The 24,604-nt window shown below is 44.4% G+C and carries 19 protein-coding genes; 5 read left to right on the plus strand and 14 right to left on the minus strand.

The genetic code is table 11. The features are described from left to right. The coding region (locus MED222_RS13885; protein ID WP_009846473.1) for a GGDEF domain-containing protein at nucleotides 1-1,271 on the plus strand (1,271 nt) is incomplete at its 5' end. Between the two features lie 332 nt (nucleotides 1,272-1,603). Here MED222_RS13885 and MED222_RS13880 read toward each other — a convergent pair. From MED222_RS13880 to MED222_RS13870, 3 genes are all read right to left on the minus strand, one after another. Continuing rightward, nucleotides 1,604-2,974, minus strand: coding sequence for an SLC13 family permease (locus MED222_RS13880; RefSeq protein ID WP_009846474.1), 1,371 nt, complete (start codon nucleotides 2,972-2,974; stop codon nucleotides 1,604-1,606). Between the two features lie 198 nt (nucleotides 2,975-3,172). Then, nucleotides 3,173-4,009 (minus strand): SanA/YdcF family protein, encoded by an 837-nt coding sequence (locus MED222_RS13875; protein WP_009846475.1) that lies wholly within the window; start codon nucleotides 4,007-4,009, stop codon nucleotides 3,173-3,175. Between the two features lie 171 nt (nucleotides 4,010-4,180). Further along, entirely contained in the window at nucleotides 4,181-5,869 is a 1,689-nt protein-coding gene (locus MED222_RS13870; RefSeq protein WP_009846476.1) for an NAD-dependent malic enzyme, read from the minus strand. Nucleotides 5,870-6,053: 184 nt separating this feature from the next. On the opposite strand from MED222_RS13870, the gene MED222_RS13865 reads away from it, so the two are divergent. Both MED222_RS13865 and MED222_RS13860 read left to right on the plus strand, forming a co-directional pair. After that, nucleotides 6,054-8,438: a helicase-related protein gene (locus MED222_RS13865; protein WP_009846477.1), complete on the plus strand. Its 2,385-nt coding sequence runs from the start codon at nucleotides 6,054-6,056 to the stop codon at nucleotides 8,436-8,438. Between the two features lie 203 nt (nucleotides 8,439-8,641). After that, entirely contained in the window at nucleotides 8,642-9,019 is a 378-nt protein-coding gene (locus tag MED222_RS13860; RefSeq protein ID WP_009846478.1) for a hypothetical protein, read from the plus strand. A 160-nt stretch (nucleotides 9,020-9,179) separates the two neighbouring features. Here the strand turns inward: MED222_RS13860 and MED222_RS13855 are convergent, their stop codons facing one another. The 7 genes from MED222_RS13855 to MED222_RS13825 form a co-directional block, all read right to left on the minus strand. Continuing rightward, nucleotides 9,180-10,283 carry a phosphoribosylaminoimidazolesuccinocarboxamide synthase gene (locus tag MED222_RS13855; protein ID WP_009846479.1) on the minus strand — a complete coding sequence of 368 codons (1,104 nt, stop codon included), beginning with the start codon at nucleotides 10,281-10,283 and terminating at the stop codon, nucleotides 9,180-9,182. Between the two features lie 270 nt (nucleotides 10,284-10,553). Continuing rightward, nucleotides 10,554-10,961: a SulA-like leucine-rich domain-containing protein gene (locus tag MED222_RS13850; protein ID WP_009846480.1), complete on the minus strand. Its 408-nt coding sequence runs from the start codon at nucleotides 10,959-10,961 to the stop codon at nucleotides 10,554-10,556. Nucleotides 10,962-11,354: 393 nt separating this feature from the next. After that, a complete protein-coding gene (locus MED222_RS13845; protein WP_009846481.1) occupies nucleotides 11,355-11,543 on the minus strand; it encodes a hypothetical protein in 189 nt (62 codons plus the stop codon). A gap of 165 nt (nucleotides 11,544-11,708) precedes the next feature. Then, nucleotides 11,709-12,809 carry a tetratricopeptide repeat protein gene (locus tag MED222_RS13840; protein ID WP_009846482.1) on the minus strand — a complete coding sequence of 367 codons (1,101 nt, stop codon included), beginning with the start codon at nucleotides 12,807-12,809 and terminating at the stop codon, nucleotides 11,709-11,711. Between the two features lie 156 nt (nucleotides 12,810-12,965). Further along, nucleotides 12,966-13,634: an OmpA family protein gene (locus tag MED222_RS13835; RefSeq protein WP_009846483.1), complete on the minus strand. Its 669-nt coding sequence runs from the start codon at nucleotides 13,632-13,634 to the stop codon at nucleotides 12,966-12,968. 105 nt (nucleotides 13,635-13,739) lie between these two features. After that, nucleotides 13,740-14,429 (minus strand): DUF2786 domain-containing protein, encoded by a 690-nt coding sequence (locus tag MED222_RS13830; protein ID WP_009846484.1) that lies wholly within the window; start codon nucleotides 14,427-14,429, stop codon nucleotides 13,740-13,742. 220 nt (nucleotides 14,430-14,649) lie between these two features. Then, nucleotides 14,650-15,333, minus strand: coding sequence for a DUF3334 family protein (locus tag MED222_RS13825; RefSeq protein WP_009846485.1), 684 nt, complete (start codon nucleotides 15,331-15,333; stop codon nucleotides 14,650-14,652). Between the two features lie 219 nt (nucleotides 15,334-15,552). Between MED222_RS13825 and ydiJ the strand changes: the two genes are divergently transcribed. Both ydiJ and MED222_RS13815 read left to right on the plus strand, forming a co-directional pair. Then, complete coding sequence (ydiJ, locus tag MED222_RS13820) at nucleotides 15,553-18,588, plus strand: D-2-hydroxyglutarate dehydrogenase YdiJ (protein ID WP_009846486.1); 3,036 nt, start codon at nucleotides 15,553-15,555, stop codon at nucleotides 18,586-18,588. Nucleotides 18,589-18,654: 66 nt separating this feature from the next. Then, entirely contained in the window at nucleotides 18,655-19,116 is a 462-nt protein-coding gene (locus MED222_RS13815; protein ID WP_009846487.1) for a methyltransferase family protein, read from the plus strand. Nucleotides 19,117-19,254: 138 nt separating this feature from the next. Here MED222_RS13815 and MED222_RS13810 read toward each other — a convergent pair whose 3' ends face one another. The 4 genes from MED222_RS13810 to hutU all read right to left on the minus strand — a co-directional run bounded on the left by MED222_RS13810 (nucleotide 19,255) and on the right by hutU (nucleotide 24,565). Next, nucleotides 19,255-19,980 (minus strand): DUF3581 domain-containing protein, encoded by a 726-nt coding sequence (locus MED222_RS13810; RefSeq protein WP_009846488.1) that lies wholly within the window; start codon nucleotides 19,978-19,980, stop codon nucleotides 19,255-19,257. 169 nt (nucleotides 19,981-20,149) lie between these two features. After that, on the minus strand, nucleotides 20,150-21,199 hold the full coding sequence (locus MED222_RS13805; RefSeq protein ID WP_009846489.1) for a hypothetical protein: 1,050 nt from the start codon (nucleotides 21,197-21,199) through the stop codon (nucleotides 20,150-20,152). 124 nt (nucleotides 21,200-21,323) lie between these two features. Next, nucleotides 21,324-22,856 (minus strand): histidine ammonia-lyase, encoded by a 1,533-nt coding sequence (gene hutH, locus MED222_RS13800; protein ID WP_032555189.1) that lies wholly within the window; start codon nucleotides 22,854-22,856, stop codon nucleotides 21,324-21,326. 14 nt (nucleotides 22,857-22,870) lie between these two features. Beyond that, nucleotides 22,871-24,565: a urocanate hydratase gene (gene hutU, locus MED222_RS13795; protein WP_009846491.1), complete on the minus strand. Its 1,695-nt coding sequence runs from the start codon at nucleotides 24,563-24,565 to the stop codon at nucleotides 22,871-22,873. Between the last annotated feature and the right edge of the window lie 39 nt (nucleotides 24,566-24,604).

Genomic DNA, 24,604 nt, shown 5'->3' on the forward strand with positions numbered 1-24,604 from the left:
TCTTTCTAGTTATCGCAACACTTGCCATTGTGCAGTATTACCAGGTAAGTGGAAATCGTGTGATAACAACAATTACTCCTGAACAATATGAATTTATCGCGACCAGCGATCAAGTTGATAGAGGAGTCAGTACCTCCCAATTGTCCTATGAAAATGGGCAGTATATTCTCGATTGTGAGCTTAAAAAATCCGAATATCCTTGGCCTTATTGTGGGCTATCGATTCGTATTAGCCCAGACATAACCACTGGCCTTGACCTTTCGCAGTACCACACCTTTAGAGTCAATATTGATTACCATGCGAAGGCTGATTCTAGTGGTCGTCTGAGAACGTACCTACGTAATTACAATCCTGCTTATTCGGTTCCCGATGATGAGTACACACATAAGTACAATGGGATGGAGTTCTCTCCAGGAATCGATGGTGGCGTGATCGAGATCCCGATCAAAAACTTGCAAGTCATGACGTGGTGGTTAGCGGATAACGAGGTTGCGTTAGAGCATTCAGCCCCCGAGTTTTCAAATGTGAACATGGTTGAGTTTGCTACTGCTTCTGGTGCTAAATTAGGTCACCATCGGATAATTATTCGAAGTATTGAGTTTGAGGGTTCGTATATTTCGGCTGAAAGTCTGTTCCTGATTTTGCTGTTTATCTGGGTGGGTACCGGCACTGTGTTTCTGCTTTCAGAATTACACCGCTCAAGAAAACGTATCGCGATCGCTGAAAAAAGACACCATCACTTAAAAAACGTCAATCGGGCATTGAGAGAGCAAAACTTCGAGTTTTCTGAAAAGGCTCATCGTGATGAATTGACAGGGATACTTAACCGACACGCGATTCGTGATTGGTTGAAAATGCAGTCGCAACAGGTGAAGCAAGGCCACGGCAAGTTAAGTATGATCTACCTGGACATTGACTACTTTAAAAGTGTGAATGACAAATACGGACACCTGATGGGTGATCATATCTTGCGTGAATTCAGTATGGTGGTTGGCAGCTCTATCAGTGCGACGGACAAACTTGTACGTTGGGGTGGTGAAGAGTTTATTGTTTTTTGCCCTGAAACCGAAGCTGGCGAAGCGCAGAGAAAGGCAGAGAAAATCCGACTTTTGGTTAGCCAACATCTTTGGATTCATGGGGATTCTCTCACTTGCAGTATCGGCATTGCCGAGATGAAACAAGAGCGGGTGACAGAGACCATTGCCCGCGCTGATGAAGCCTTATATCAAGCGAAGCATTCAGGGCGAAATCAGGTGATCTTGAGCCACTAATCGGAAGTAGAGTTTATTGGTTTATAAGCCACACGTGCATATGTGACGTGTGGCGTTTTTATGGTTCTTATCCCAATAGCCAAAACAAAAAAGGTGGCGCGGGGCCACCAAAAGGGAAAAGCGTTTCTTGTTTGTATGTGCCCGTTTAGCTGGTTTTGTTAGTTAAACTGATCTTGCTAGTTAAACTGATCTTGCTAGTTAAACGGATCTTGTTAGCAGAGCGGGCATTTTTGTACTGGTTGAGCCGGGGGAAGCTGCAACCAGATTTTTTTTGAGAAGGGGCATTCCTATAAGCACTTGTCTATAAACATACGTCTATAGGACATTAGTGTTTACCAGAAAATCCAAGCGAACAGAGTCAGAACTAGGATACAAACTAGGTTCAACACCATACCTACTCGCATCATTTCTTTTTGTTTGATATGACCAGAGCCAAATACAATCGCATTAGGTGGTGTCGCGACTGGTAGCATGAAGGCACAAGATGCGGCAATCGCAATCAGTGCAGATAAGATAACAGGTGACATACCCAGCGCTTCAGCAATGGTTGCAAATACAGGGACAAGCAATGCCGCACTCGCTGTGTTACTCGCAAACTCCGTTAGGAATACCACGAACGCTACTACGGCTAGAATCGTAAGAAGTATACCTGCTGTTTCTAAAAATCCGCTTAGTGAGTGTGCTAGGAATACGCTGGTTCCGGTCGCTTTCAGAATGTTACTTAAACAGATACCACCACCGAACAGGATAAGTACACCCCAATCCGTTGTCTTCTCAACGTCTTTCCATTCCACGGCTCTAGAAGCGCCAAGCAGTACAATGGCGCCAATCGCTACCAAACTATCAAACTTAGAGAACCCGCCAATCATTGCGTTGATCGGCTTGCCGAATATCCAAAGCGTTACGGTTAAAAGGAAGATAGACAGTGTGATTTTCTTGCTGTTTGTCCACTCGACAGGTGCATGGTCTAGCTCGAATTTGTGGTCAAGTTTTGGCTTAGTCATCACGTACAAAATAATCATCGTGATTGGCAGTAAGATCATCGAGATAGGTAGCCCAAGTGCCATCCACTCTGTGAAGCTCAAGCCAACTTCTGCGGCAGCAATGGCGTTTGGCGGGCTACCTACTAAAGTTGCGATACCACCGATTGAAGCACAGTAAGCGATGCCTAGTAGCACAAATACATAGGTGTTACGGTCTTCACTTTGGTCAACTTTGTTCATGATGCCTAGTACAAGAGGGAGCATCATTGCTGTGGTGGCTGTGTTTGAGATCCACATGGATAAACCCGCACTCACACCGAACAACATGAACACGGCTACCGACATTCTGCCTTTTGCTATGAGCAATACTTTGTCAGCTATCGCTTTATCCAGCTCTTGCTTGTTCAGTGCGGCTGCCAACGCGAATCCGCCCATGAATAAGAATATGATGGGATTCGAAAAGTTAGCCAGTGCTGCGGGCGTGTTGAATACACCAAACAAGACAGCCAATAGGGGAACGAGCAAAGCGGTGATGCTGACGTGGATAGCTTCTGTTAACCATAGAATGGCAACGAACACGAGAATACTTAAACCCGTATTCACTTGCGCTTCGAATGGCAGGGAATTGAGCAAAACTGCAAATAGCGTGAAATTACCAATTAATATCATGCTGTTGCGGGTAAACAACCAGTGTTTCAGTGTAGTAACAAGTGCCGTCATAAGACGCTCCTTTTGTTTATCCTCGTTTTATTGGTGCACGACTTCGTTGAGCGGTGCTTATTATTTTCGAGGTATATAGACTTGATGTAGGGTCAGACTTTGTTGGGAGAATGTTACTCAAGTTAATAAAGGAGTGTTGGTGTGTTTTTGCTTAACAATGGGGAAGTGTGAGGCAACAAATTCAAAATGTGTAGTTTTCTACACATCGGTCTCTGCTGGTTCTAAAATAGGGCTTACTGAAGGAGTTGTAATCGGATTTTCAGTAGGGTTTGTATTGGGGTCTGCTATAGGATTTACATTGGGGTCCGTAATAGGGCTAGGAATCGGCAATGATTCTGGTTTTGGACTGGGTTGGATCGGCTCTTTAGGGCCAAGGAATTTTGGCGTAGTACCAATAATATACAGATCAAGAAACGCTTTGGTACGTGCAAACACTTCACGTAAACGTATTGAGGTTCCTGAATGATGGGTTGGTCCTGAAACCGCCAAACACTGCGCATTAATATCGTAAGAGTTAGCGATAAATAGCGCTCTTTCACAGTGGAACTTCTGAGTGATGATTAGGAAGTTATCGGTATCGAATATCTTTTTGGCGCGAACAATCGAATCTAGGGTTCTGAACCCCGCATAATCTAGATTGATGCGTTCATCGGGGACGCCCGCTTTTAACAAGTCGCGTTTCATCGTCCACGGCTCATTGTAAGAGCGATGAGCGTTATCGCCACTCAGTAGAAATTGGTCTACCTTTTCACGATCGAACAGCTCAATTGCCGCTTCGATTCGGTGCTTATAATAGTCGTTGAGTGTTCTACCTAAATATTTGCTTGTGCCAAGCACTACGGCGACCTCAAGCTCGGGCACTTCATCTATATCGTAGATGATGCGATCTTCTGCTTGCCATGAAACCCAATAATCGATCGCAATAACCGCAGCGCTGCCTATTAAGAACACGAGGAAAGCGCCAAACAGAAAACCTTGCAGTTTTTTGTAAGCTTTTAATAAGTGGCTACGGAAAATGTGAGAATCAAATTTCACTCTCGGTATGGTCCTTTGACTGAGCAATAATTTTTGAGTGCTCGATAATACCAAATAAAAATGAGAAAAATCAGTTAAAAAGACAAGACAGTGTAAAGAAAAAAGCCCCCGCAGTTGCAGAGGCTCTTGTAAGAGTAGTTAACGCTCTTTATTCCAAGCGCAGCACGTTTATTAGAATGCAGTACGCTTGTAGCGACGGTAAACCGGCTGCCAGAAGTGCTGGTCAATCGCTTGTTGTAGTGCTTCTTCAGTGATCTCTAGAGCAACACCTTGCTCAATCGCTTTTTTACCAACGGCAAAAGCAATCTTTTTAGATACGGTGTGGATCTCTTCCAATGGTGGAAGTAGAGCACCTGAGCCATTGATAGCAAGTGGGGAGCACGTTGCAAGTGCTCGGCTTGATTCCATTAGCATTTCGTCAGTGATGCGTGAAGCATTCACAGCCAATACACCAAGGCCAATACCTGGGAAGATGTAGCTGTTATTACACTGAGCGATTGGGTAAGTGGTGCCGTTGTGAACCACTGGCTCAAACGGGCTACCTGTCGCAACAAGCGCTTGGCCGTCAGTCCAACGAATAATGTCATTTGGTGTTGCTTCAACACGGCTTGTTGGGTTTGACAGTGGGAACACGATAGGGCGTTCGCAGTGAAGGTTCATCTCTTTGATGACTTCTTTGCTGAACAGACCCGGCGCACCAGATACACCAACTAATACTGTTGGTTTCGCGTGGCGAACAACGTCTAGTAGAGAGAAACCAGTGCCGTCGCTTTCCCAATCTTTGGTGTTCGCGTTGGTTTGAACTAGACGCTGTTGGAAATCAAGCAGGTTTTGCATGCCTTCCTGTAGCAGACCCCAACGGTCAACCATGTAAACTTGAGAGCGAGCTTGTGCATCGCTGATACCTTCAGACACCATTTGAGCAATGATAGCTTCAGCAATACCACAACCTGCTGAACCCGCACCTAAGAAGGTGATACGTTGATCTGACAGTTTGCTGTTCGCTGCTTTACATGCTGCAAGTAGAGAACCAACCGTTACGGCAGCTGTACCTTGGATGTCATCGTTGAAACAACAGATGCGATCTTTGTAGCGCTCAAGCAGTGGCATTGCGTTCTTTTGTGCGAAATCTTCGAACTGAACTAATGCATCAGGCCAACGGCGTTGAACCGCTTGAATGAACTCTTCAACGAATGCATCGTAGTCAGCACCCGTAATACGAGGATGGCGCCAGCCCATGTACATAGGGTCAGCAAGACGTTGAGGGTTGTTGGTACCCACATCGAGCACGATTGGTAGCATGTAAGCTGGGCTAATACCACCACAAGCTGTGTACAGTGCTAGCTTACCAATTGGAATACCCATACCACCGATGCCTTGGTCTCCCAAACCAAGAATACGCTCACCATCCGTAACCACGATAACTTTAACGTTGTGGTTTGTCGCATTATTCAGTAGATCATCGATACGATCGCGGTTCGGGTATGAGATAAACAGACCACGGCCACGACGGTAAATATTTGAGAAGTTCTCACATGCTGCGCCAACCGTTGGCGTGTAAATGATAGGCATCATTTCAGAGATGTGGTTTTGAACTAAACGATAAAAAAGCGTTTCATTAGTGTCTTGGATGTTACGAAGGTAGATATGCTTATCCATATCACTTTCGAAGTTACAATATTGCTTGTATGCACGTCCTACTTGCTCTTGGATTGTTTCGGTTGTTTCCGGTAACAAGCCTTCAAGGTTGAAAGAACTGCGCTCTTCAGCAGAGAATGCGCTGCCTTTGTTTAGAAGAGGGGTACTTAGTAGAGCAGGACCAGCATAAGGGATATATAGAGGGCGTTTATCGTTGTTCATTAGATGCCTAATATGGGAGAAAGGGTAACCGAAAAATGATAACGGTTTAGTTATTCAATTGTAAATAGTTTACCTCCGATCTTTGCAAACAAAATGATATTCTTACCCATGTCCCACACTTATCGAATTTTAGCACCATAATTCGTTATACTTTGCTCACACTTTTTCGCGACGCCTCCTTTTTATGTCATTACTTCCCATCGATGCTTATCAAAACGTATTTCACGAACAAATCGCTAATTCTCACCTAGTAGTAGAAGCTGAAACCGGGTCGGGTAAATCAACGCGCTTGCCAATTTGGGCTTGCCAACATGGGCGAGTGCTGGTGGTTGAACCAAGACGAATAGCTTGTACCTCATTAGCTAAATATCTCGCGCTACAATCGGGCGAGAAGCTTGGTGACAAAATTGGTTATGCGATCAAACTTGAGTCTGAATACAACGAGAAAACTAACGTCGTTTTTGTGACGCCCGGTATCGCGCTGCGTTGGTTATCTGAAGATGGACTCGCTGGCTTTGATGTCATCGTTGTCGATGAATTTCACGAAAGGCGTTGGGATATCGATTTGCTGGTGGCGATTCTGAAACAAAAAGCGAGCCATCGCTTGGTGATCACATCTGCAACCATCGAAGGGGAACGTCTTGCTCATTATTTGGATGCGAATCGAATAAGCTGTGAAGGGCGAACTTATCAAGTTGAGATTGAGCACAGAGCGAGCGAATCCAGAACACTGCCTGATAGTCGACATCTAGAGCAGCGCATTACGGAAGAAGTTAATCATCAGCTGATCGCTTCTTCTGGTGACATGTTGGTTTTTCTGCCGGGTAAAAAAGAGATCGTGCAATGTGAACAAGCCTTGGCGAAAAATCCTGATATCCAAGTGGTGAAATTGCATGCGTCAGTCAGTGATAAGGAGCGAGATTTAGCGTTATCGGGTCGTAATATCGATATCAATGCTAACGGTTATGGCCTGAGAAAGGTCATTCTTGCAACCAACGTGGCAGAAACCTCATTAACCATTCCCGATATTGGTGTGGTGATAGATTCAGGATTAGAAAGACGCACCGTTCAACGAAACGGTAGAACGACTCTGATGCTTAAATCCATATCACGAGCCAGTGCCAAGCAACGAGCTGGCCGTGCGGGTAGGGTAATGGACGGCGCTTGTGTGCGTCTGTATGGTGAGCATGCGGCGTTAGAGTTAGTCACACCGCCTGAATTGCAGCGTGAAGAGCTGATCTCACCGATGTTGGCCGCGGCCTGTTGTGGTGCTCCGCTTGAGAGCTTGTCTTTCCTTGATCCTATTCCTGAAAAATCACTAAACAGTGCTACTCAAACCTTGCTGACGATGGAAGCGATTAAAGCCGACCATCAAATTACCGAGCATGGCAAAAAGCTGTATCCGCTGCCGATTGATGCTTTGTATGCCGATATCGTTACTCGAATCAAAACCAAAGCATTAAAAGAAGCGATGGTCGATCTCACAGCTGCGTTGTCCGTTCCGGCTCGCTTGTATCAGTTACCGAACAATGCAGAACATTTGGAAGCACTCGCTCAGCAAGAAAAGGAAGGGTGTGATCTAAGCCTGTTGATTCAGATCGTTCGCGGTCGCGAGTATCCAAATCTAGAAATCGATCAGCAGGCATTGAATGAAGCACAGGGACTGGCTAAGCAAATGCGTGAGGTGTTTGAACTTCCTCAATTAGAAGTCGCGTCCCGTTTCCAGCGTATTGAACTGCTTAACACTATTGTTCAACTTCACCCTGAACTGGTGTTCGTACGCAGACTGAAACGAAAAGAAGCCTTTGCTAATGGAGTTTTAGAGGTAGTACTCGGCCGTCAGAATCGTTTCCCTGATAATGAACAAGCGATGTTGGTGCTTGATACCCATAGTTTGCCGGGAAGAGGCGTTAAGCAAACACTGACCTTAGCGACGGTCACTGCACCTATTCCTTTGGATCTTATGATTGAAGCGGAGATGGGAGAGTGGCAACAAGGTGAAACCGTGGTCAATGATGATGGCGTTTTTGCTGAGATGACATTGGTGTACGCTGGCCGCACGATCACGACCAAGCTCGTGGCAGCGGAAGGGCAACTATCGTTAAAGCCGATCGTCGATCTTGTATCGAATGGGGTTCAACTTCCGGGTTTTGCACAAGCTCGCACTCAACAAATCAAACATTGGCAGCTGTATGTGAAACTCGGTCTCGATGAACAAACCCAATACACACCAGAAATTGAGAACATTAACTTTGAGCTATGGTTGATAGAGCAGCTTGAGGTGCTAGGAGTTACTGATGTGAGCGAATTGGAAATGTTCGACCATGCAGACATACCTTTCGATGGGATTCCAAGTTGGTTCTATTCAGAGTTCTCTGAAAAATACCCGTTTGCACTGAGCCTTGCCGACTTACAACTCGATGTAGAATACTTGCCCGCACGCAAGCTGATTTACGTTCACTATCAATCGGGTAGCCGAAAGTTATCACCAAAACGCTGGGAGCTCCCTACATGGTCTGGCTGGCGTATCCAGTACAAAAAAGCGAGTCGGATAATTGATATCAAATAGATGGATTAGTTTTATCTCTAAAATATTAATCAAATAGGTGCATATATGTTTTTTCAGTACTTATTTTGTTACAAGTTTGATTTTTATATGCCTTTTTAACCAATCAAAAGGTCATAAAAGACTATTCTTCTATATCCTATTGCTATAAAGAAAGAGTTGATAGATATTGAGTATATTGTGTTGTCAAAGTGTCGGGGGACATCATGGATAAACAGACAGAGACGCGTGTAGAGTTTGATTACACAACATTTCTTGGCGCCTCATGCAGTAAAAAATGGACTTTTCTGGAAGCACTAACCACGATTGCGCCAGTATTTAGTACCGTCTGGCGAGATAGCATTAAAGAGCTAGCCAGCCCTGAAGATCGTTTATGGCAGATGGCATTGAAATCGATGTCGACGCGTAAAAGTGATGAGTCAAACATTGTTACCTTACTCAAGCTAGCCAAGCTAGAGGGGATCAATGAACTCAAAGTTGCTATGCCATATTCTCTTGAAGAAGAGCAGATCGAGTACATTGAATCGCGCAGTCATTTGGTGATTGCCGAGAATACTGGAGAAGAGTTTACTATTAAGCTTTAATCTATCAGTATTGCTTAGAGCTTAGAGCTTAGAGCTTAGAGCTTAGGAGCGAGCTCAAAGAATATTAAAAATCGCACACGAAAAAGGGCCTCAATAATGATGAGGCCCTTTTAGTATCTGGAACTTGTGTTTACGAGCTTACTCGCTTTCTAGAATGCAATCAGTCAACTAGACCATAGTCAGCACGCAATACATCGATGATCTCTTGCTTAGGATTCTCACTCAGTACGATTTCCGCACCTGTAATCTTCGCCGCGATATCAAGATAAGTACGTGACAGAGACATTAATGAATCCAATGGAAGTTCATTGTCACGAGCTAACGCTTCACGCTCTGGCATACGCTCTTTGTTCAAAAGAATGTCCGGATCAGGGAAGTAGTTAAGTAGGAACTGGCGGAAACCTTCTTTTGAATTCTCAACGATGTTGCCGTTATTGTATTCCTGAGTATCCCAAATGCGAGATGAATCTGGAGTACCGACTTCATCCATGTAGATAAGCTTTTCATTACCTTGAGCATCGTTGACGTAACCAAATTCAAATTTCGTATCGACAAAGGTTTGATCGACTTTTGCTAGCGCTTGGCTAATTACGTTGAAGCCTTCTTTTAGAAGTTTCTCGTAATGCGCAATGTCACTTGCTTGAGTAAAGTTGAACGCTGCGAAGTTATCTTCGATGTTGTTACGTGTGATGTTCACATCATCAGCTTCTGGAACGCCAGGAATACCTTTCAAAATCCCTTTTGTAGAAGGTGTGATCAGTAGCTCAGGCAATTTCTTGTCTTTCTCAAGGCCTTCTGGCATCTCGATACCACAGAATTCGCGTTCGCCGTTTTCGTATGCACGCCACATTGAACCTGTGATGTATTGACGACAAATCGCTTCGATCATGACTGGGCGAGCTTTTTGTACAATCCATACGAATGGATGAGGGATATCAAGAATATGACTGTCAGCAAGGCCGTTGTCTTTAAACAATTTGAACCAGTGGTTAGAGATAGCATTCAGAGCCGCTCCTTTACCTGGGACACCTTTTAGATTCCCTTCACCACGCCAGATACAATCAAATGCAGAGATACGGTCACTGATCACCATGATTGCTAATGGCGCATCTGGTGCTACATCGTAGCCTTTCTCTTTAATTAGTCGTTGGCTATCTTCTTCAGTTAACCAGTAGACCGAACGAACCTTGCCACTGTGGACAGGTTTATCAGTACGGATTGGTAGGTCATCATTTACGGCAAGAACTTGATCAGCAAGGCTCATTTAGACATTCCTATCTTTTATCAAACGTCATACAGAGAAGTGCGGTGTGCACATGATTAGACGGGCATTATACCCAATCTACTATTTGCTTCCAGAGAAAAAGCAAACGATTGCTAAATCTATTGATCAAATAAAAACCCCCGCCTAACTATTCGCTAGAAAATTGGCGAATTGTAGGCAGGGGAAGGCAGTATATTTGGACTGTGTTTTGGAGCCATGCTGTCAAGTTAACTTAAGTTTGCTAGCCAAAATGTTATTAAGTCAGGCGGTCTAGTGAATACGCTCTGAATTGGCATCAATAAAGAAGACTTCGCACTGAAAGCGCATTCCTAATGTTCTTAGGTATTGCTGACTGAATTGATCAATCGAAGCACTCGCAACAATCGCGCTCGCATTCTTAGATCGAATGGCTTTCTCGACGGTTTCTACTTCTGTCATTTGATTAGAGGCTTTCATGTGAATAACACGATCACAGCAAACATTATGTTGCTGCAGTTGTTTAGCCGATGGTCTTGGTGTTTGAGCCGTAAACAGTAACCACTGATGTTGATTGGACAGCAACGCCATTTTGGCAAACAACGCTTCTTCGTTTGAACTTTTTGTGTCACGAGAGACGGATGTAAATGCGCAGTGAGTTAGCGGGCTAGAGTGTTGTGCTTTAACGTGTGCTGGAATCATTTTGCTGTCCTTATATACATGCTGTATGTGTATACAGTAGTTTTTGTTGCTTATAAGATCAAGCGTTTTTTGAGGGATTATTGGCCGATCTTGCTTGGTTGGGTAAGTGGTTTTTATTTAAGCTGTTGAAAATATGGTAAAAATTAAATTTGAATGAATTTGTTGTTTTGTCTCATAAGTTGAAGAAATGTGAGCTTTATACAGGTGTATACAGTGGGTTTGACAGAAAAGTACTGTATACACCTGTATAGAAGATAAGAAGATAAGAAGATAAGAAGATAAGAAGATAAGAAGATAAGAAGATAAGAAGATAAGAAGATAAGAAGATAAGAAGATAAATCTCAGATACAAAAAAAGCGCCTTAGGCGCTTTCTTATATTTCAACGGTGTTGCTTATCTCAATGCCGCTTGGGAGAGTTTTGCTCTCATTTCCATTTCACCAATATTGAACTGGCGAACATCAATGGTGGCCATATCATTGCACTCTTGACATGCATGATGACACTTACCATCTAGGTAGTCGTGCTTTTTAACTAGGCTTGGCTTTTTGCACCAATCACAAACGCCTTCTATTGTGAACATATTCTCTCCTCACCTGTTTAAGTCAGGTGTATTTTCGGCGCAAATTATGACACAAGTAAGACTCATTAGTTAATAGTTTGTTACCTGTTTTTGAGAGGGGGATCGATTGCAGTACTAATAAAATCGATATCTTTGCGACTTTGGAAATCGAGTTTGCTTGGTTGTTTACGTTTTTGTAACACTCTTAAGGATGGTTTTTAGCGAATTGTTCAAACGTTTCATCTCTTCGTCACACCCGTAACCATCTGGGTGGTAGATTTTGGATAGCTGTTTATATCGAATTTTAATGCTTTTTTGATTCGGAATTGAGCTAGGTGTATACCCAAATAGAGCGCAGGCTACTTGTAAATTGTTCAGGCTGTTGTCATTTTTCTGTTTTTTTAACTCATGGAATATCGTGTGCAGCTGACGTTTCTGCTGCTTAATAGTGAAGTCCTTCGAGCTAAGCTGTGCTTCAAGTGTCTGCTTTTGTTGCCCCAATTCACCCGATTTTAGAGCGTGTCTTCTTTTTGATATCACCAGAGTCATGATAATGCTGACAATTGAAATCAACACGGCTAAGGCTGTGCCAATTAGATAGTCTGAATACGTTAGGTTAGAACGTGTTACCTGCTCTCTAGAGGGCAGATAAGAAGGGGATCTACTTGCTCGCTCTGGATTAGATAGCCTCTGATTCGTGCTGCTTTCAGCAATGACGTTGTCATTGAGCTTCTCAATCGAAGAGATCTGCTTGGCACGTTGCTGGTTGAATTGCGCTTCCAGAATACGGTTATAGCCATCTTCGGCTGTTGGATTGTTTTTTAAGGCCGCTTCATACCATAGCTGTGCTTCATCTAATGGTTTTAGGAGTTCTTCCTCAAGTGAGGATTCGTAGAGCTTTGCGACTTCGATAGGCGCGCGTTGGTTACCTTGTAAGGCTGATTTAATAAACCATTCTAAAGCTAGCTTGTTGCTTTGCTCTACACCTGATCCTGCCAAGTACCATTCACCCAGCCTAAATTGCGCATCTGCATTGCCGTTTTCTGCGGATTGCGAGTACCAATAAAATGCATCGTTGGTGCTCAAAGGGACATCATTACCTGATTCATAAGCTTGAGCTAGTTGGTATTGAGAAACTGGACCTTGAGGTTGAGATTCTATCGAGAATGCAACGTTGCTTTCTGCATGAACGACGTGTGCAGTAGAGAACTGTATTGTAGAAAAGATGAGGGCAAAAAATAGAGTTCTGAGAATTGATGATGGCAGAAAGTTGGATAGGATAAACAATAGATAAGTCTCGTAAAAAAGCCCAGAGTTGGTATATCAGTATGAATACGATTTACGGTTGTTAGTTAGTCGTGTGACTTTGAACAAGCAACACGACGATAAGCAACTATATAGAGGTTAATTCAATAGATAAAGACGAACTGGGCTTTAATCGTGCTACTTAAGCGGCAAGATTTGAATTTCTACGCGACGGTTACAAGCGCGACCTTGAGAGGTGTTGTTGTCACATAGAGGGTAACGTTCACCGTTACCACGAGCAATGGCACGGCCTGCAGCAACGTCTTGAGAGATCAAGAATGCACGAACCGATTCAGCACGACGCTCAGAAAGAACTTGGTTAGAAGACTCGCTGCCCGTGCTGTCAGTGTGACCTTCGATCACTAGGCTAGTGTCTGGGTATTCAACTAAGATGCGCGCAACGCCGCGAAGTGTTTTGTGGATGCTTGATTCTAAAGCGTAAGAACCAGAATCGAAACCAATGCCGTTCTCTAGGCGAAGTAGAAGTTGGTTCTCACCAACACGCTCTACTTGAACGCCTGAGTTCATGAGTTCTTCACGAAGTGCAGCTTCTTGCTGGTCAAAGTAGTAACCGATACCACCGCCAACTGCGGCGCCACCTGCTGCGCCGATGAGTGCACGCTTACGACGGTCTTTAGAGTCGTCACCCGTAGCAGCACCAGCAACAGCGCCGGCGATTGCACCAATTAAAGCGCCTTGAGTTGCGGAATTAGTCTCAGATTCGCCGGTTGTCGCGTTTTGGCGTTGTGTCGCTTGACAGCCCGTTAGAGCAACAGTGAGTGCCAGGGCTAGTGTGATTTTTTTCAACGTATTTCTCCATCATGTACTTCTGTCAAACGCATGAATTACGAAAGACAACAATAAGTCCTATTGGTGGTTTTTATCAATACGCTGAAGCAATGTAAAGTGGCTCTATGATTTAGTTATCTTTTTAACGGCTTGAGTTCCGCCAACTGGTCGATTTACAGACAGTTTTCGACCTTTCTTCAAACCAACTTCATAGTCTGCGGTGAGGTTTTTCATCGCTTCTCTGAGTTGTTGTTTGAACGTTTCGCGGTCGATGTTTTGGAACTCTTTATCAATGTAGTTATTGATCTTGTTGTTTGACTCGTCGTCTGGGGTGATAACAGGCAGTTTTTCAAGTGCACCTTCTACCCAACCCGAAACGTAAGAGTTTACGCGACGTGTTACTTCTAGTGTCCCTGTTCCCGAGCCCGCAAAACTGTTTCTGAATTGGCCAGTGTGCTCATTCAGTTCGCGATAAATAATATCGAACGCAAAAGCCGCGAAGATAGCGCGATCGGCTTCACCAATGAATTCAACGCGTTTAAGGCCTTTGTGATTCAGTAACACGGCTTCTACGCCAAACTTGGTGTTAATACCACGAATAACACGCAGCAGTGTAGAGCTGATATTTGCAGGTAACAGGTGACTGGATTGAGTTTTTCCCATCTTGATAAATTCAATATCGTCCTTTTCGAGACCATATTTCAGCATCAAGTTATGCGCCATTTTTATCGCATTGGCAGCTTCATTGACGTTCGCAGAGTTTCCAAGCTCAAGACACTTGGCAATTTTCTTTAGGGCTTTTTTCTTATCCATCGACAACTTAATCATTACCGCAAATTTTTAAAAGTCCAACATTTTACATGTTTTGGCGAGTAACAGCAAAGTCAAAAGTCATTTGTAGGAATGTGGTGAACGATTATGGAAGATAAGGACATAGGAAGGAAGCGGCGGGTCCCGGACAAAACAAAACGCCATCAAGAGGATTGATGGCGTTAGTGACACGATTTTCTTGATTAACTAGAGTATTTGTAACCTAGATTCCAAGTTCATCGAGTAAATCAGCTGCAGAATCGTTGCCTGAACTTTGCTCTGGCTGCTTTGGTTCTTGCATTTTTTTCTGAGTCGCTTCAAGAATGCTGTCTGGACATTCGTCTTCAGCGATTTCGAATTCTTCCAATTGGATGAATTCTGTTTTGTCCATTGCAAGCTCAAGGTAGAAAATGTTGTTGTCGGCAGTAGAGAAAGTAACACGACGAGCTTGCGGGCGATCTAAGTTAGTATCAACAGAAAGGTTCACTTGCTTGTTCAATGCCAGCATTTTCGGTTGGTTTTGTGTGATGTTAGTCTGCAGTTCTTTACGGATTTTGTTGGTAAAGTCGCCAACCAACTGGTTCATCAACTCACCTAATACATCACCTACTTCGTCTGAAGTATGAAGTACAGCGAGTTCGTCTTCAGGCATGCCCATATTACGCATGTAATTTGTGTAGATCTCTAGCGCTGCTTTCGACGTAAAATTGATCACAACAAGACCTGAAAACCCGCCGTCGAACAAGACGAAACAACCAAAATCTGGCTTAAGACTTGTCTTGTTGATCTTTTGAACCATGGCTGAGTAGGACACCTGTGAAGCCGTCGCTGAAGTAAGTACGTTTGAGACTGATTGGCATAGCTTAAGAAGAATATCTTCAGTTGTGACTGTTTTGCTTTTTTTCATTGTTATTTGCTCATGGAGATGTCGTAAAAAAGTTATCTACTATCTTACTACTGAATTAAGACGAAAGTGACTATTTCTCCATTCTTGCACCGAGATTCTTATTTGATCACCTTTTTATATGATCTTAATAGTAGTAAAGTGACGAAATTCAAAGAAAAATATTAAAAATCTCAGATAACCCAATGCTGATAGGATCAGCGAAGTAGGGGCAGGAAGCAAATGTTACCAAGACTTCAACTCAATGCTGATGTCGATCCAGTAGTCGTACGCTTTTTAGATGAACTAAAAACAGCGGGCTTTACTGGCGACATTGAATCTCAATATTCTAGCCGTTTGGCTGTGGCGACTGATAACAGTGTCTATCAGCAATTGCCGCAGGCAGTTATTCTCCCTAAAACAACCCAAGACGTTGTGCTGCTCGGTAAAGTGGGTGCAAAATCTGCTTACGAACGCGTGACCTTTTCCCCTCGTGGCGGTGGTACCGGTACTAACGGACAGTCTTTAACAAAAGGCGTCGTGGTTGACCTGTCTCGTTATATGAACAAGGTTCTTGAGATTAACGAGCAAGAAGGCTGGGTAAGAGTTCAGTCAGGTATCGTTAAAGACCAATTGAACGATGCTGTGCGTCCGTATGGTTACTTTTTCTCTCCAGACCTTTCTACCAGTAACCGAGCAACCTTAGGTGGCATGATCAATACCGATGCTTCGGGCCAAGGGTCATTGAAGTACGGTAAAACGTCTGACCATGTGTTGTCGCTGCAAGCGGTCTTCGCAGATGGTTCATGTCTCGAATCCGATTTATCACACGGCTTACCTGCTGAAGGTGAATTTGCTCACCATGCCCTTGCAGTAACTGAAGCCGTTTGTCGAGATAAGCGCGCTCAAATTCTTAATAAATTCCCACCATTGAACCGCTTCTTAACTGGTTACGATTTAAAGAACGCAATCAACGAAGAAGACGATAGCTTTGACCTGACTCGTGTTCTATGTGGTGCAGAAGGTTCATTAGCATTCATCACTGAAGCAAAGCTGAACCTCACGCCGATTCCAAAAGCACGAACGTTGGTTAACGTGAAATACAATACGTTCGATTCTGCACTGCGTAATGCGCCGTTCATGGTAGAAGCGAAAGCGCTGTCTGTTGAAACCGTTGACTCAAGAGTATTGAACCTAGCGAAACAAGACATTGTTTGGCACACCGTGAGCGATTTGCTGATGGATGTTCCAAATAAAGAGATGCTTGGCATCAACATGGTTGAGTTTGCAGGCCAAGATGAAGCGGAAGTTGAACAACAAGTTCAAGCGCTGACCGCACAGCTTGAAAGCATGGTAGAAACTGAAGAAGCCGGTGTGATTGGCTTCCAAGTGTGCAGTGATTTGGCGAGCATTGGCCGAATCTACAACATGCGTAAGAAAGCGGTAGGCCTATTAGGTGCGGCGAAAGGCCGAGCTAAGCCAGTCGCTTTTGCTGAAGATACCTGTGTACCACCAGAAAACTTGGCCGACTTCATCTCTGAATTTAGAGTATTACTCGATTCAAAAGAGTTGAACTACGGCATGTTTGGTCACGTGGATGCGGGCGTACTGCACGTTCGTCCTGCTTTAGATTTGTGTGATCCGATGCAAGAAGCATTGATGCATGAAGTCTCTGATGAAGTGGTTAAGCTGGTGGCTAAATACGGCGGCTTGATGTGGGGTGAACACGGTAAAGGCTTCCGTTCTGAGTATGGTCCTGACTTCTTTGGTGAAGAGCTGTTTACCGAATTAAGACGAGTTAAAGCGGCATTTGACCCGCATAACAAGATGAACCCAGGCAAGATCTGTACGCCGTTAGAAAGCGATGCTGAGTTGGTGAAAGTCACTGATACCAAGCGTGGTTTCTACGATCGTCAGATCGACGTACAAGTCCGTGATAGCTTCAAGCAAGCGATGGAATGTAATGGTAACGGCTTGTGTTTCAACTACGATACGAGTTCGCCAATGTGTCCTTCGATGAAAGTCACGGCTGACCGTCGTCATTCACCAAAGGGCCGTGCAGGCTTGGTTCGTGAATGGTTGCGTCAGTTAACGGAACAAGGCGTCGATATTCTCGATTTAGAGCAAGAAGCGCTGAAGGACAATACTCCGATTAAAACCATGGTGGAACGTGTTCGTAACACGATGAACAAACGCCATGAGTACGATTTCTCACATGAAGTTCATGAAGCGATGAACGGTTGTTTGGCGTGTAAAGCGTGTGCGAGCCAGTGTCCTATTAAAGTTGATGTACCAAGTTTCCGTTCTCGATTCTTAAACATCTACTATTCGCGTTACCAGCGCCCAGCAAAAGACTATTTAGTCGCTAACATTGAAACCATGCTGCCGCTGATGGCGAAAGCGCCAAAAGTAGTGAACGCTGCATTGGGTCAAAAGTGGATACAAACGGCAACGGCTAGGACGGTCGGTTATGTTGATGCTCCTTTGATGTCGGTACCTACACTTAAAAATCGTCTGGCGAGCAAAGAGCTGCAACTCTTCGACTTACAGTACTTAGAAGGCTTGTCTTCTGAAGAGAAGAAACAGCATGTGCTGATCGTTCAAGACCCGTTCACTAGCTTTTATGATGCGGAGGTGATTGAAGACTTCGTCACTCTGGCTCAAAAACTTGGTAAAACTCCGGTGTTGCTGCCGTTTAAGCCAAATGGTAAAGCTCTGCACATTAAAGGCTTCTTAAGTCGTTTTGCGCGTGAAGCGAAATCAACATCGGATTTCTTGTCGATGGTGGCGGATATCGGTATTCCTTTGGTGGGTGTGGACCCGGCTCTTGTGCTTTGTTACCGCGATGAATACGTAGAGATCTTAGGTGACAAACGTGGCGACTTTGATGTGCTTACCGTGCATGAATGGTTAATGCCATCGTTAGGTGAGTTCGAAGCACGTTCAGCAAGTGAAGATATGTGGTACTTGTTTGCTCACTGTACTGAGAAAACCAAAATGCCGAACGCTGAAAAAGAGTGGGGCACTATCTTCAAGCACTTTGGTGCTGCGTTAACCAGCGTTCCGGTTGGCTGTTGTGGTATGGCGGGCACCTTCGGGCATGAAGTTGATAAGTTACAAATGTCGAAAGACATATACGGTTTAAGCTGGAAGCCTCAAATGCAGGACTTACCAAAAGATCGTTGTTTGGTGACGGGTTATTCTTGCCGTAGCCAAGTGAAGCGTTTTGAAGGTGAGAAGCTTGCTCACCCATTACAAGCGCTAGCAAAAATTCTTTAATACATTTAGCCCAGCAATTGCTGGGCTTTTTTCTAAACTAACAAAGGAATGTTAATAAGGAAAAGTATGAATTTTCTAGAATTAAAAGTATCACCCGTTGCACTGTTCATTATTGTATTCGTAGCATCATACTTCTGCGCTCAGCAGTTGAGCCAAGGAACATTGGCAATGCCTTATCGAATGGTTGTGCTCGGTATCGGGATTGTCTTGAGTGGTGTTATTGGGATATCAGGCATATGGGAGTTTCGCAAACAGAAAACCACCGTTAATCCGATCAAAGTCGACACCGCTTCTGCAGTTGTGGACAGTGGAATCTTTGGCTACACGCGAAACCCAATGTATCTAGGGCTATTTATCCTACTGTTTTGTTTTGGCTACTTCTTCCAAAACCTGTTCAGTGTCTTACTCAGTTTTGTATTCGTAATCTACATGAATCAGTTCCAAATTAAGCCAGAAGAACGCGCTCTAGAGCAATTATTCGGTGCGGAATATGTTGATTACAAACAAAAGGTTAGGCGCTGGATTTAGTTCTGACTTGAATACAGGCTTGAGTGACTTGATGTCATTAGTCATCGAAATAAAAAAGCCCAGCTTGTGATACCAAGCTGGGCTTTATTGATCTTGTCTCTAGTTATTTACATCAAGTGATGTAAATAAGAGTGCTGATTAAGCGGCAGCTGCGAACTGAGCTAGAAACATCTCTTTACGTTCGTTGAAGCGGTTTACTAGGTCGTCTACAGAAGCTTGGTCGTATGGCTTAAGACCACTTGCTACCATGCGCTTTACGCCTTTACCGACTACTTCACCGTCTTCTTTGAAATCAAAGTTCAGTGTCACGATGCCACGCTTGCCTTCAACATCAAAAGTCGCACCAGAGAATTCAACTTCTGGGTGAGATAGGTCTAGGCGAGTAAATTCAACTTCCATGCTCTCGTAAATCACAAGAGGACGTTGGCAGTTGATCATCATTTGTTGTTCTTCCATAAGAGGAACCATGATGTGTGGGAAGTTCATGCCTGAGAACTTAACGTAGTTTGTTACTACGTGTTCGATGAATGCTTGATCGTGGCTCTTTTCACCTTCACAAGACATGTGTAGGTACTCTTTGCCTTTCTCGTCAACCAGTGAGCTTTCTTTCTCACACTTGTTGTCAACGCTTAGCGCAATACCGTTACCCACCATACCTGAAAAATCAAAACGCATTTTTTGGCTGATGCCTTCTTTTTGCAGAAGTACTGCAAACAAAAGATCGCCAGGCACGCAGAAGCGTTTGTTGTCTTCATCGTGAATTGGGTTGAAGTCAGCGGCTACTTTTTTAGCAAAGTGGCTAGCTTGTTCACGAGTGAATTGAAATTGATTGTCTTCAGTAGAAAAGTAAGGTATCAGAAACATAGTATCGCTATTAGTCATCAAATCTGGCGGGGATTATAGCTAACTAACTTGGTTTTAATGGTCTATCCAGTTTACGAGGGCCGAAAAAGGAGGGAGATTGGTGAGCGGGACTTTTGGTGCCGTAAAAATAATAAAAGTCTAGAAAATCTAGACCTTTATTTATATAAGCTTATTTTTTATTAGGGAAGAACCACTTATCTAAGTAATCACTCATCGGTGCAAAAGCAAGGTTTGCGTAGTTAAATGGGTAATTAGCGGTTGTTGTTTCACCACTTGCAATTTTACCAATTGCCGTAAAACCTTTTGGTTGGTTTGCGTCTTTCAGCTCGTTCGGGTATTTACCGTTAGCAGGGTTTACTTTGTATTCATAAACTAACCCCAAAAATGCACCAGGGTTGAGGTTCTTTTTGATAGTGTGGGTATAGTCTAACTTGCCGTTTGAAATATCATCGCCTTCGTCATTAATGCTCGTACCATTATCGGCCAGACATTTACTCGGAGTGCCATCAATACGATCTGAACCTAATTGTCCGTTACCGTAATTACATTCGTTATATTTTAGGTAACCTAGAGCTTGTGTACCGGTTCCTATTTTCTTATTAACAAGAGTCTTGAAGCCTTCGTAGCTCTTAGTTAACTCGGCACCTACGGCTGTATTGTTGTCACCATCAACGTAGTAATCGAAAACTTGCATAAGCTTTTGATATGTCGTGGTACTTAGTGTTTCATCCATCCCCGATCTTGTAGTGTAAATCAATTCTAAGCCATTGATATTAGGGCTGCTCGCATAGATGTTTTGTGCAAGTGCAATAATGAACTTACCGTGGGCTGTTGATGGATTTGGCTCTTCTTCGGAAATGCCAATGAGTATTTTTTTCTGGCTAAACTGTTTTCTTACATCATCATGAGCCCATTTAAGCAAATTTTCGACTTGCAGTTTTACGGCATCTTGCTGAACTTGAGTAATGTTTGGACCAATCGGCAGAATGTAAATACCTTTTTCAAAAGCACAGTTTGGCACTTCAGCTGCTGTTGAACAGTTTTTAATGCTGGTATAGGTCGCGACTTTCGTTAGCGTTGGAGTCGTTGGAGTCGTTGGAGTCGTTGGAGTCGTTGGTTTTGCTGGTGCTTTATTGCTTGAGTCTGATCCACAGCCGGCTAAGAATAAGGTGCTGATAAGGGCTGTTGTAAGCAGGATTGGGGATTTTTTTGTTATCATTGGTAATGAACTTTCCGACGGTGAGTGATGATTTTTCGGATAGTCTCACTCCTATCAATAAGTGTATTCATTTTTTATGGACAAGTGGGCTGTAACGAGAGTACAGCCCAGTATACGGAAAGTACTAAAAACTTGACAGTGTTCCTTCTGGCATTAGGTGGTTATGAACGGATAACTTGAGTAACAGGTTAGCTTGTTCAATATCTGGAGCAAAATATCTGTCTTTATCGTAGAAGCTCACTTTCTCACGCAAAATCTGCTTCGCTTCTTCCACACGAGGGGAAGATAGATTAGGCGCTCGGAAGTCGAGTCCTTGTGCTGCTGCTAAATATTCTACTGCCAATATCCCACGGGTGTTTTCAGCCATGTATCTAAGCCTACGCGCGGCAAAGGTGGCCATTGATACGTGGTCTTCTTGGTTGGCAGAAGTAGGTAGGCTGTCTATTGACGCCGGATGAGCCAAGGTTTTGTTCTCACTTGCCAATGCTGCAGAGGTAACCTGAGCAATCATAAAGCCAGAGTTCACGCCGCCGTTATCGACCAAGAAAGGTGGAAGTTTGCTTAGTGCGCTATCAATCAGCAGCGCCATTCTACGTTCTGACAAGCTACCGATTTCAGCTATCGCTAGTGCAAGGTTATCGGCTGCCATTGCGACGGGCTCTGCGTGGAAGTTACCACCTGAAATGATGTCGCCATCGTCAGCGAAAACAAGCGGGTTGTCGGATACGGCATTCGCTTCAATCGTTAAAGTCTCTGCTGAGTTACGAATCTGCTGCAAACAAGCACCCATCACTTGAGGTTGGCAACGCAGTGAGTAAGGGTCTTGAACCTTTTCACAGCAAGTGTGTGATTCGCCAATTTCACTCTTTTGATCAAGCATATGGCGGTAAGCAAGTGCTGCATCCATTTGGCCACGATGACCACGAACGCGGTGTATACGAGGGTCAAACGGACGACGGCTACCTAGCGCGGCTTCTACAGACATTGCACCACACACGGTTGCAGACGCGAATAAGTCTTCAGCTGCAAACAGACCTTCTAATGCAAATGCTGTCGATGCTTGTGTGCCGTTTAACAGAGCTAAGCCTTCTTTCGGAGCGAGTGTTATTGGCTCCAAGCCTGCGATCTGCATTGCTTCTAAGCCAGTGATGATCTTGCCGTTGTGGCGTGCTTGGCCTTCACCTAGCAGTACCGTACTCATGTGGGCGAGGGGAGCAAGATCTCCTGAAGCACCCACAGATCCTTTTTGTGGAACACATGGGTAAACCTGTGCGTTCACAAGATCGATAAGGGCATTAATCACTTTGAGGCGGATACCAGAGTAACCGCGAGACAAGCTGTTAATCTTTAACACCATCATCAAGCGAACAGTTTCATCAGACATGAATTTACCAATGCCCGCCGCGTGAGAAAGCACGATACTTTTCTGTAGTACTTCTAAATCCTCAGGGGCGATTTTGGTATTTGCTAACAAGCCAAAACCCGTGTTGATGCCATACACAGTGCGATCTTCAGCAATCACTTGTTCGACAACGTGCATGCTCGCTTCTATATCAGGAATCGCTGCAGGATCGAGAGATAAATTCACAGGGCTACGGCTAATCTTACGCAGTTCAGGCAGGCCTAGAAGTCCTGGCTTAAGTAATAAATTCAACATGTTTTCTCCAGACATTAAAGGCGACGAAGTTCTTCGTTTAGCATAGGTAAATCAAGCTTCTGCTCTTTAGCACACTGCTTGGCAATATCGTAACCCGCATCAGCATGACGCATAACGCCAGTAGCCGGATCATTGTGAAGTACACGAGCAATACGTTGTGATGCATCTTCGCTACCGTCACAACAAATCACCATACCTGAGTGTTGTGAGAAGCCCATGCCAACGCCGCCGCCATGGTGCAGAGAAACCCATGTTGCGCCACCAGCTGTGTTCAGAAGGGCATTCAAAAGAGGCCAATCAGAAACTGCATCAGAGCCATCCATCATGCCTTCTGTTTCGCGGTTCGGGCTTGCTACTGAGCCCGAATCTAGGTGGTCACGACCGATAACAACTGGTGCTTTCAGTTCGCCATTTTTCACCATTTCATTGAATGCTTGTCCTAAACGTTCACGATCTTTCAAGCCAACCCAACAAATACGAGCTGGTAGGCCTTGGAACTGAATACGTTCACGCGCCATATCTAGCCAGTTGTGTAGATGCGGGTTATCTGGAATCAATTCTTTTACTTTTTGGTCTGTTTTGTAGATGTCTTCAGGGTCGCCAGAAAGAGCAGCCCAACGGAACGGGCCGATGCCTTCGCAGAATAAAGGACGAATATAAGCAGGAACGAAACCTGGGAAATCAAATGCGTTTTCCACTCCTTCTTCAAGTGCCATTTGGCGAATGTTGTTGCCGTAATCTACGGTCGCAGCGCCACGGTACTGAAGATCTAGCATAGCTTGAACTTGAATAGCCATAGATTGCTTAGCGGCTTTCACCACTTTTGCTTCATCAATAGTACGTTCTTGTGCTGCTTTCTCCATCGTCCAACCTTGCGGCAAGTAGCCGTTCAGCGGATCGTGGGCAGAGGTTTGGTCAGTCACTACGTCAGGCGTGATATTGCGTTCAACAAGCTCTGGGAATACATCTGCTGCGTTACCGAGTAGGCCAACAGAGATTGGTGTGTCTGATTCTTTAATCATTGCCATCGCTTCATCTATGCTGGTGGCTTTTTTGTCGACATAGCCTGTACGCAAGCGGTAATCGATTCGTGATTCATCACATTCAACCGCAATCATCGAGAAGCCAGCCATAGTCGCTGCGAGAGGTTGAGCACCGCCCATACCGCCAAGACCACCCGTTAGAACCCACTTGCCGTTTGCTTCTCCTTGAAAGTGCTTCTTCGCGATAGCGACAAACGTTTCATAAGTGCCTTGAACGATGCCTTGTGAGCCAATGTAAATCCAGCTACCTGCGGTCATCTGGCCGTACATCATCAAGCCTTCTTTATCGAGCTCGTTGAAGTGTTCCCAGTTCGCCCAGTGTGGAACAAGGTTCGAGTTAGCGATCAGTACGCGAGGTGCGTTTTTATGTGTCGGGAACACGCCCACAGGTTTACCTGATTGAACAAGCAACGTTTGGTCGTCTTCTAAACGCTCTAATACTTCAACAATCTTGTCATAACATTTCCAATCACGTGCCGCGCGACCGATACCGCCATACACAACCAGTGCATGTGGATGTTCTGCCACATCAGGGTCTAGGTTGTTCATCAGCATACGCAGTGGTGCTTCTGTTAACCAAGATTTAGCGCGCAAAGTGGTGCCATGAGGTGCGCGAATTTCGCGAGTCGTGTCGAGACGAGGGTCACTGTTGTGGTGTTCCGTCATTTTGGAATTCCTTCTGTTTCACGTTATATCGTTGTAGTT

This window comes from Vibrio sp. MED222 (assembly GCF_000153005.1).
Lineage (GTDB): Bacteria > Pseudomonadota > Gammaproteobacteria > Enterobacterales > Vibrionaceae > Vibrio > Vibrio tasmaniensis_A.

Bases quoted from the DNA above. Each gene is read 5' to 3' on its own strand.
- MED222_RS13880 (WP_009846474.1), bottom strand. From the start codon at position 2,974: ATGACGGCACTTGTTACTACACTGAAACACTGGTTGTTTACCCGCAAC.
- MED222_RS13870 (WP_009846476.1), bottom strand. From the start codon at position 5,869: ATGAACAACGATAAACGCCCTCTATATATCCCTTATGCTGGTCCTGCT.
- MED222_RS13865 (WP_009846477.1), top strand. From the start codon at position 6,054: ATGTCATTACTTCCCATCGATGCTTATCAAAACGTATTTCACGAACAA.
- MED222_RS13860 (WP_009846478.1), top strand. From the start codon at position 8,642: ATGGATAAACAGACAGAGACGCGTGTAGAGTTTGATTACACAACATTT.
- MED222_RS13855 (WP_009846479.1), bottom strand. From the start codon at position 10,283: ATGAGCCTTGCTGATCAAGTTCTTGCCGTAAATGATGACCTACCAATC.
- MED222_RS13850 (WP_009846480.1), bottom strand. From the start codon at position 10,961: ATGATTCCAGCACACGTTAAAGCACAACACTCTAGCCCGCTAACTCAC.
- MED222_RS13845 (WP_009846481.1), bottom strand. From the start codon at position 11,543: ATGTTCACAATAGAAGGCGTTTGTGATTGGTGCAAAAAGCCAAGCCTA.
- MED222_RS13830 (WP_009846484.1), bottom strand. From the start codon at position 14,429: ATGGATAAGAAAAAAGCCCTAAAGAAAATTGCCAAGTGTCTTGAGCTT.
- MED222_RS13825 (WP_009846485.1), bottom strand. From the start codon at position 15,333: ATGAAAAAAAGCAAAACAGTCACAACTGAAGATATTCTTCTTAAGCTA.
- ydiJ (WP_009846486.1), top strand. From the start codon at position 15,553: ATGTTACCAAGACTTCAACTCAATGCTGATGTCGATCCAGTAGTCGTA.
- MED222_RS13815 (WP_009846487.1), top strand. From the start codon at position 18,655: ATGAATTTTCTAGAATTAAAAGTATCACCCGTTGCACTGTTCATTATT.
- MED222_RS13810 (WP_009846488.1), bottom strand. From the start codon at position 19,980: ATGTTTCTGATACCTTACTTTTCTACTGAAGACAATCAATTTCAATTC.
- MED222_RS13805 (WP_009846489.1), bottom strand. From the start codon at position 21,199: ATGATAACAAAAAAATCCCCAATCCTGCTTACAACAGCCCTTATCAGC.
- hutH (WP_032555189.1), bottom strand. From the start codon at position 22,856: ATGTTGAATTTATTACTTAAGCCAGGACTTCTAGGCCTGCCTGAACTG.
- hutU (WP_009846491.1), bottom strand. From the start codon at position 24,565: ATGACGGAACACCACAACAGTGACCCTCGTCTCGACACGACTCGCGAA.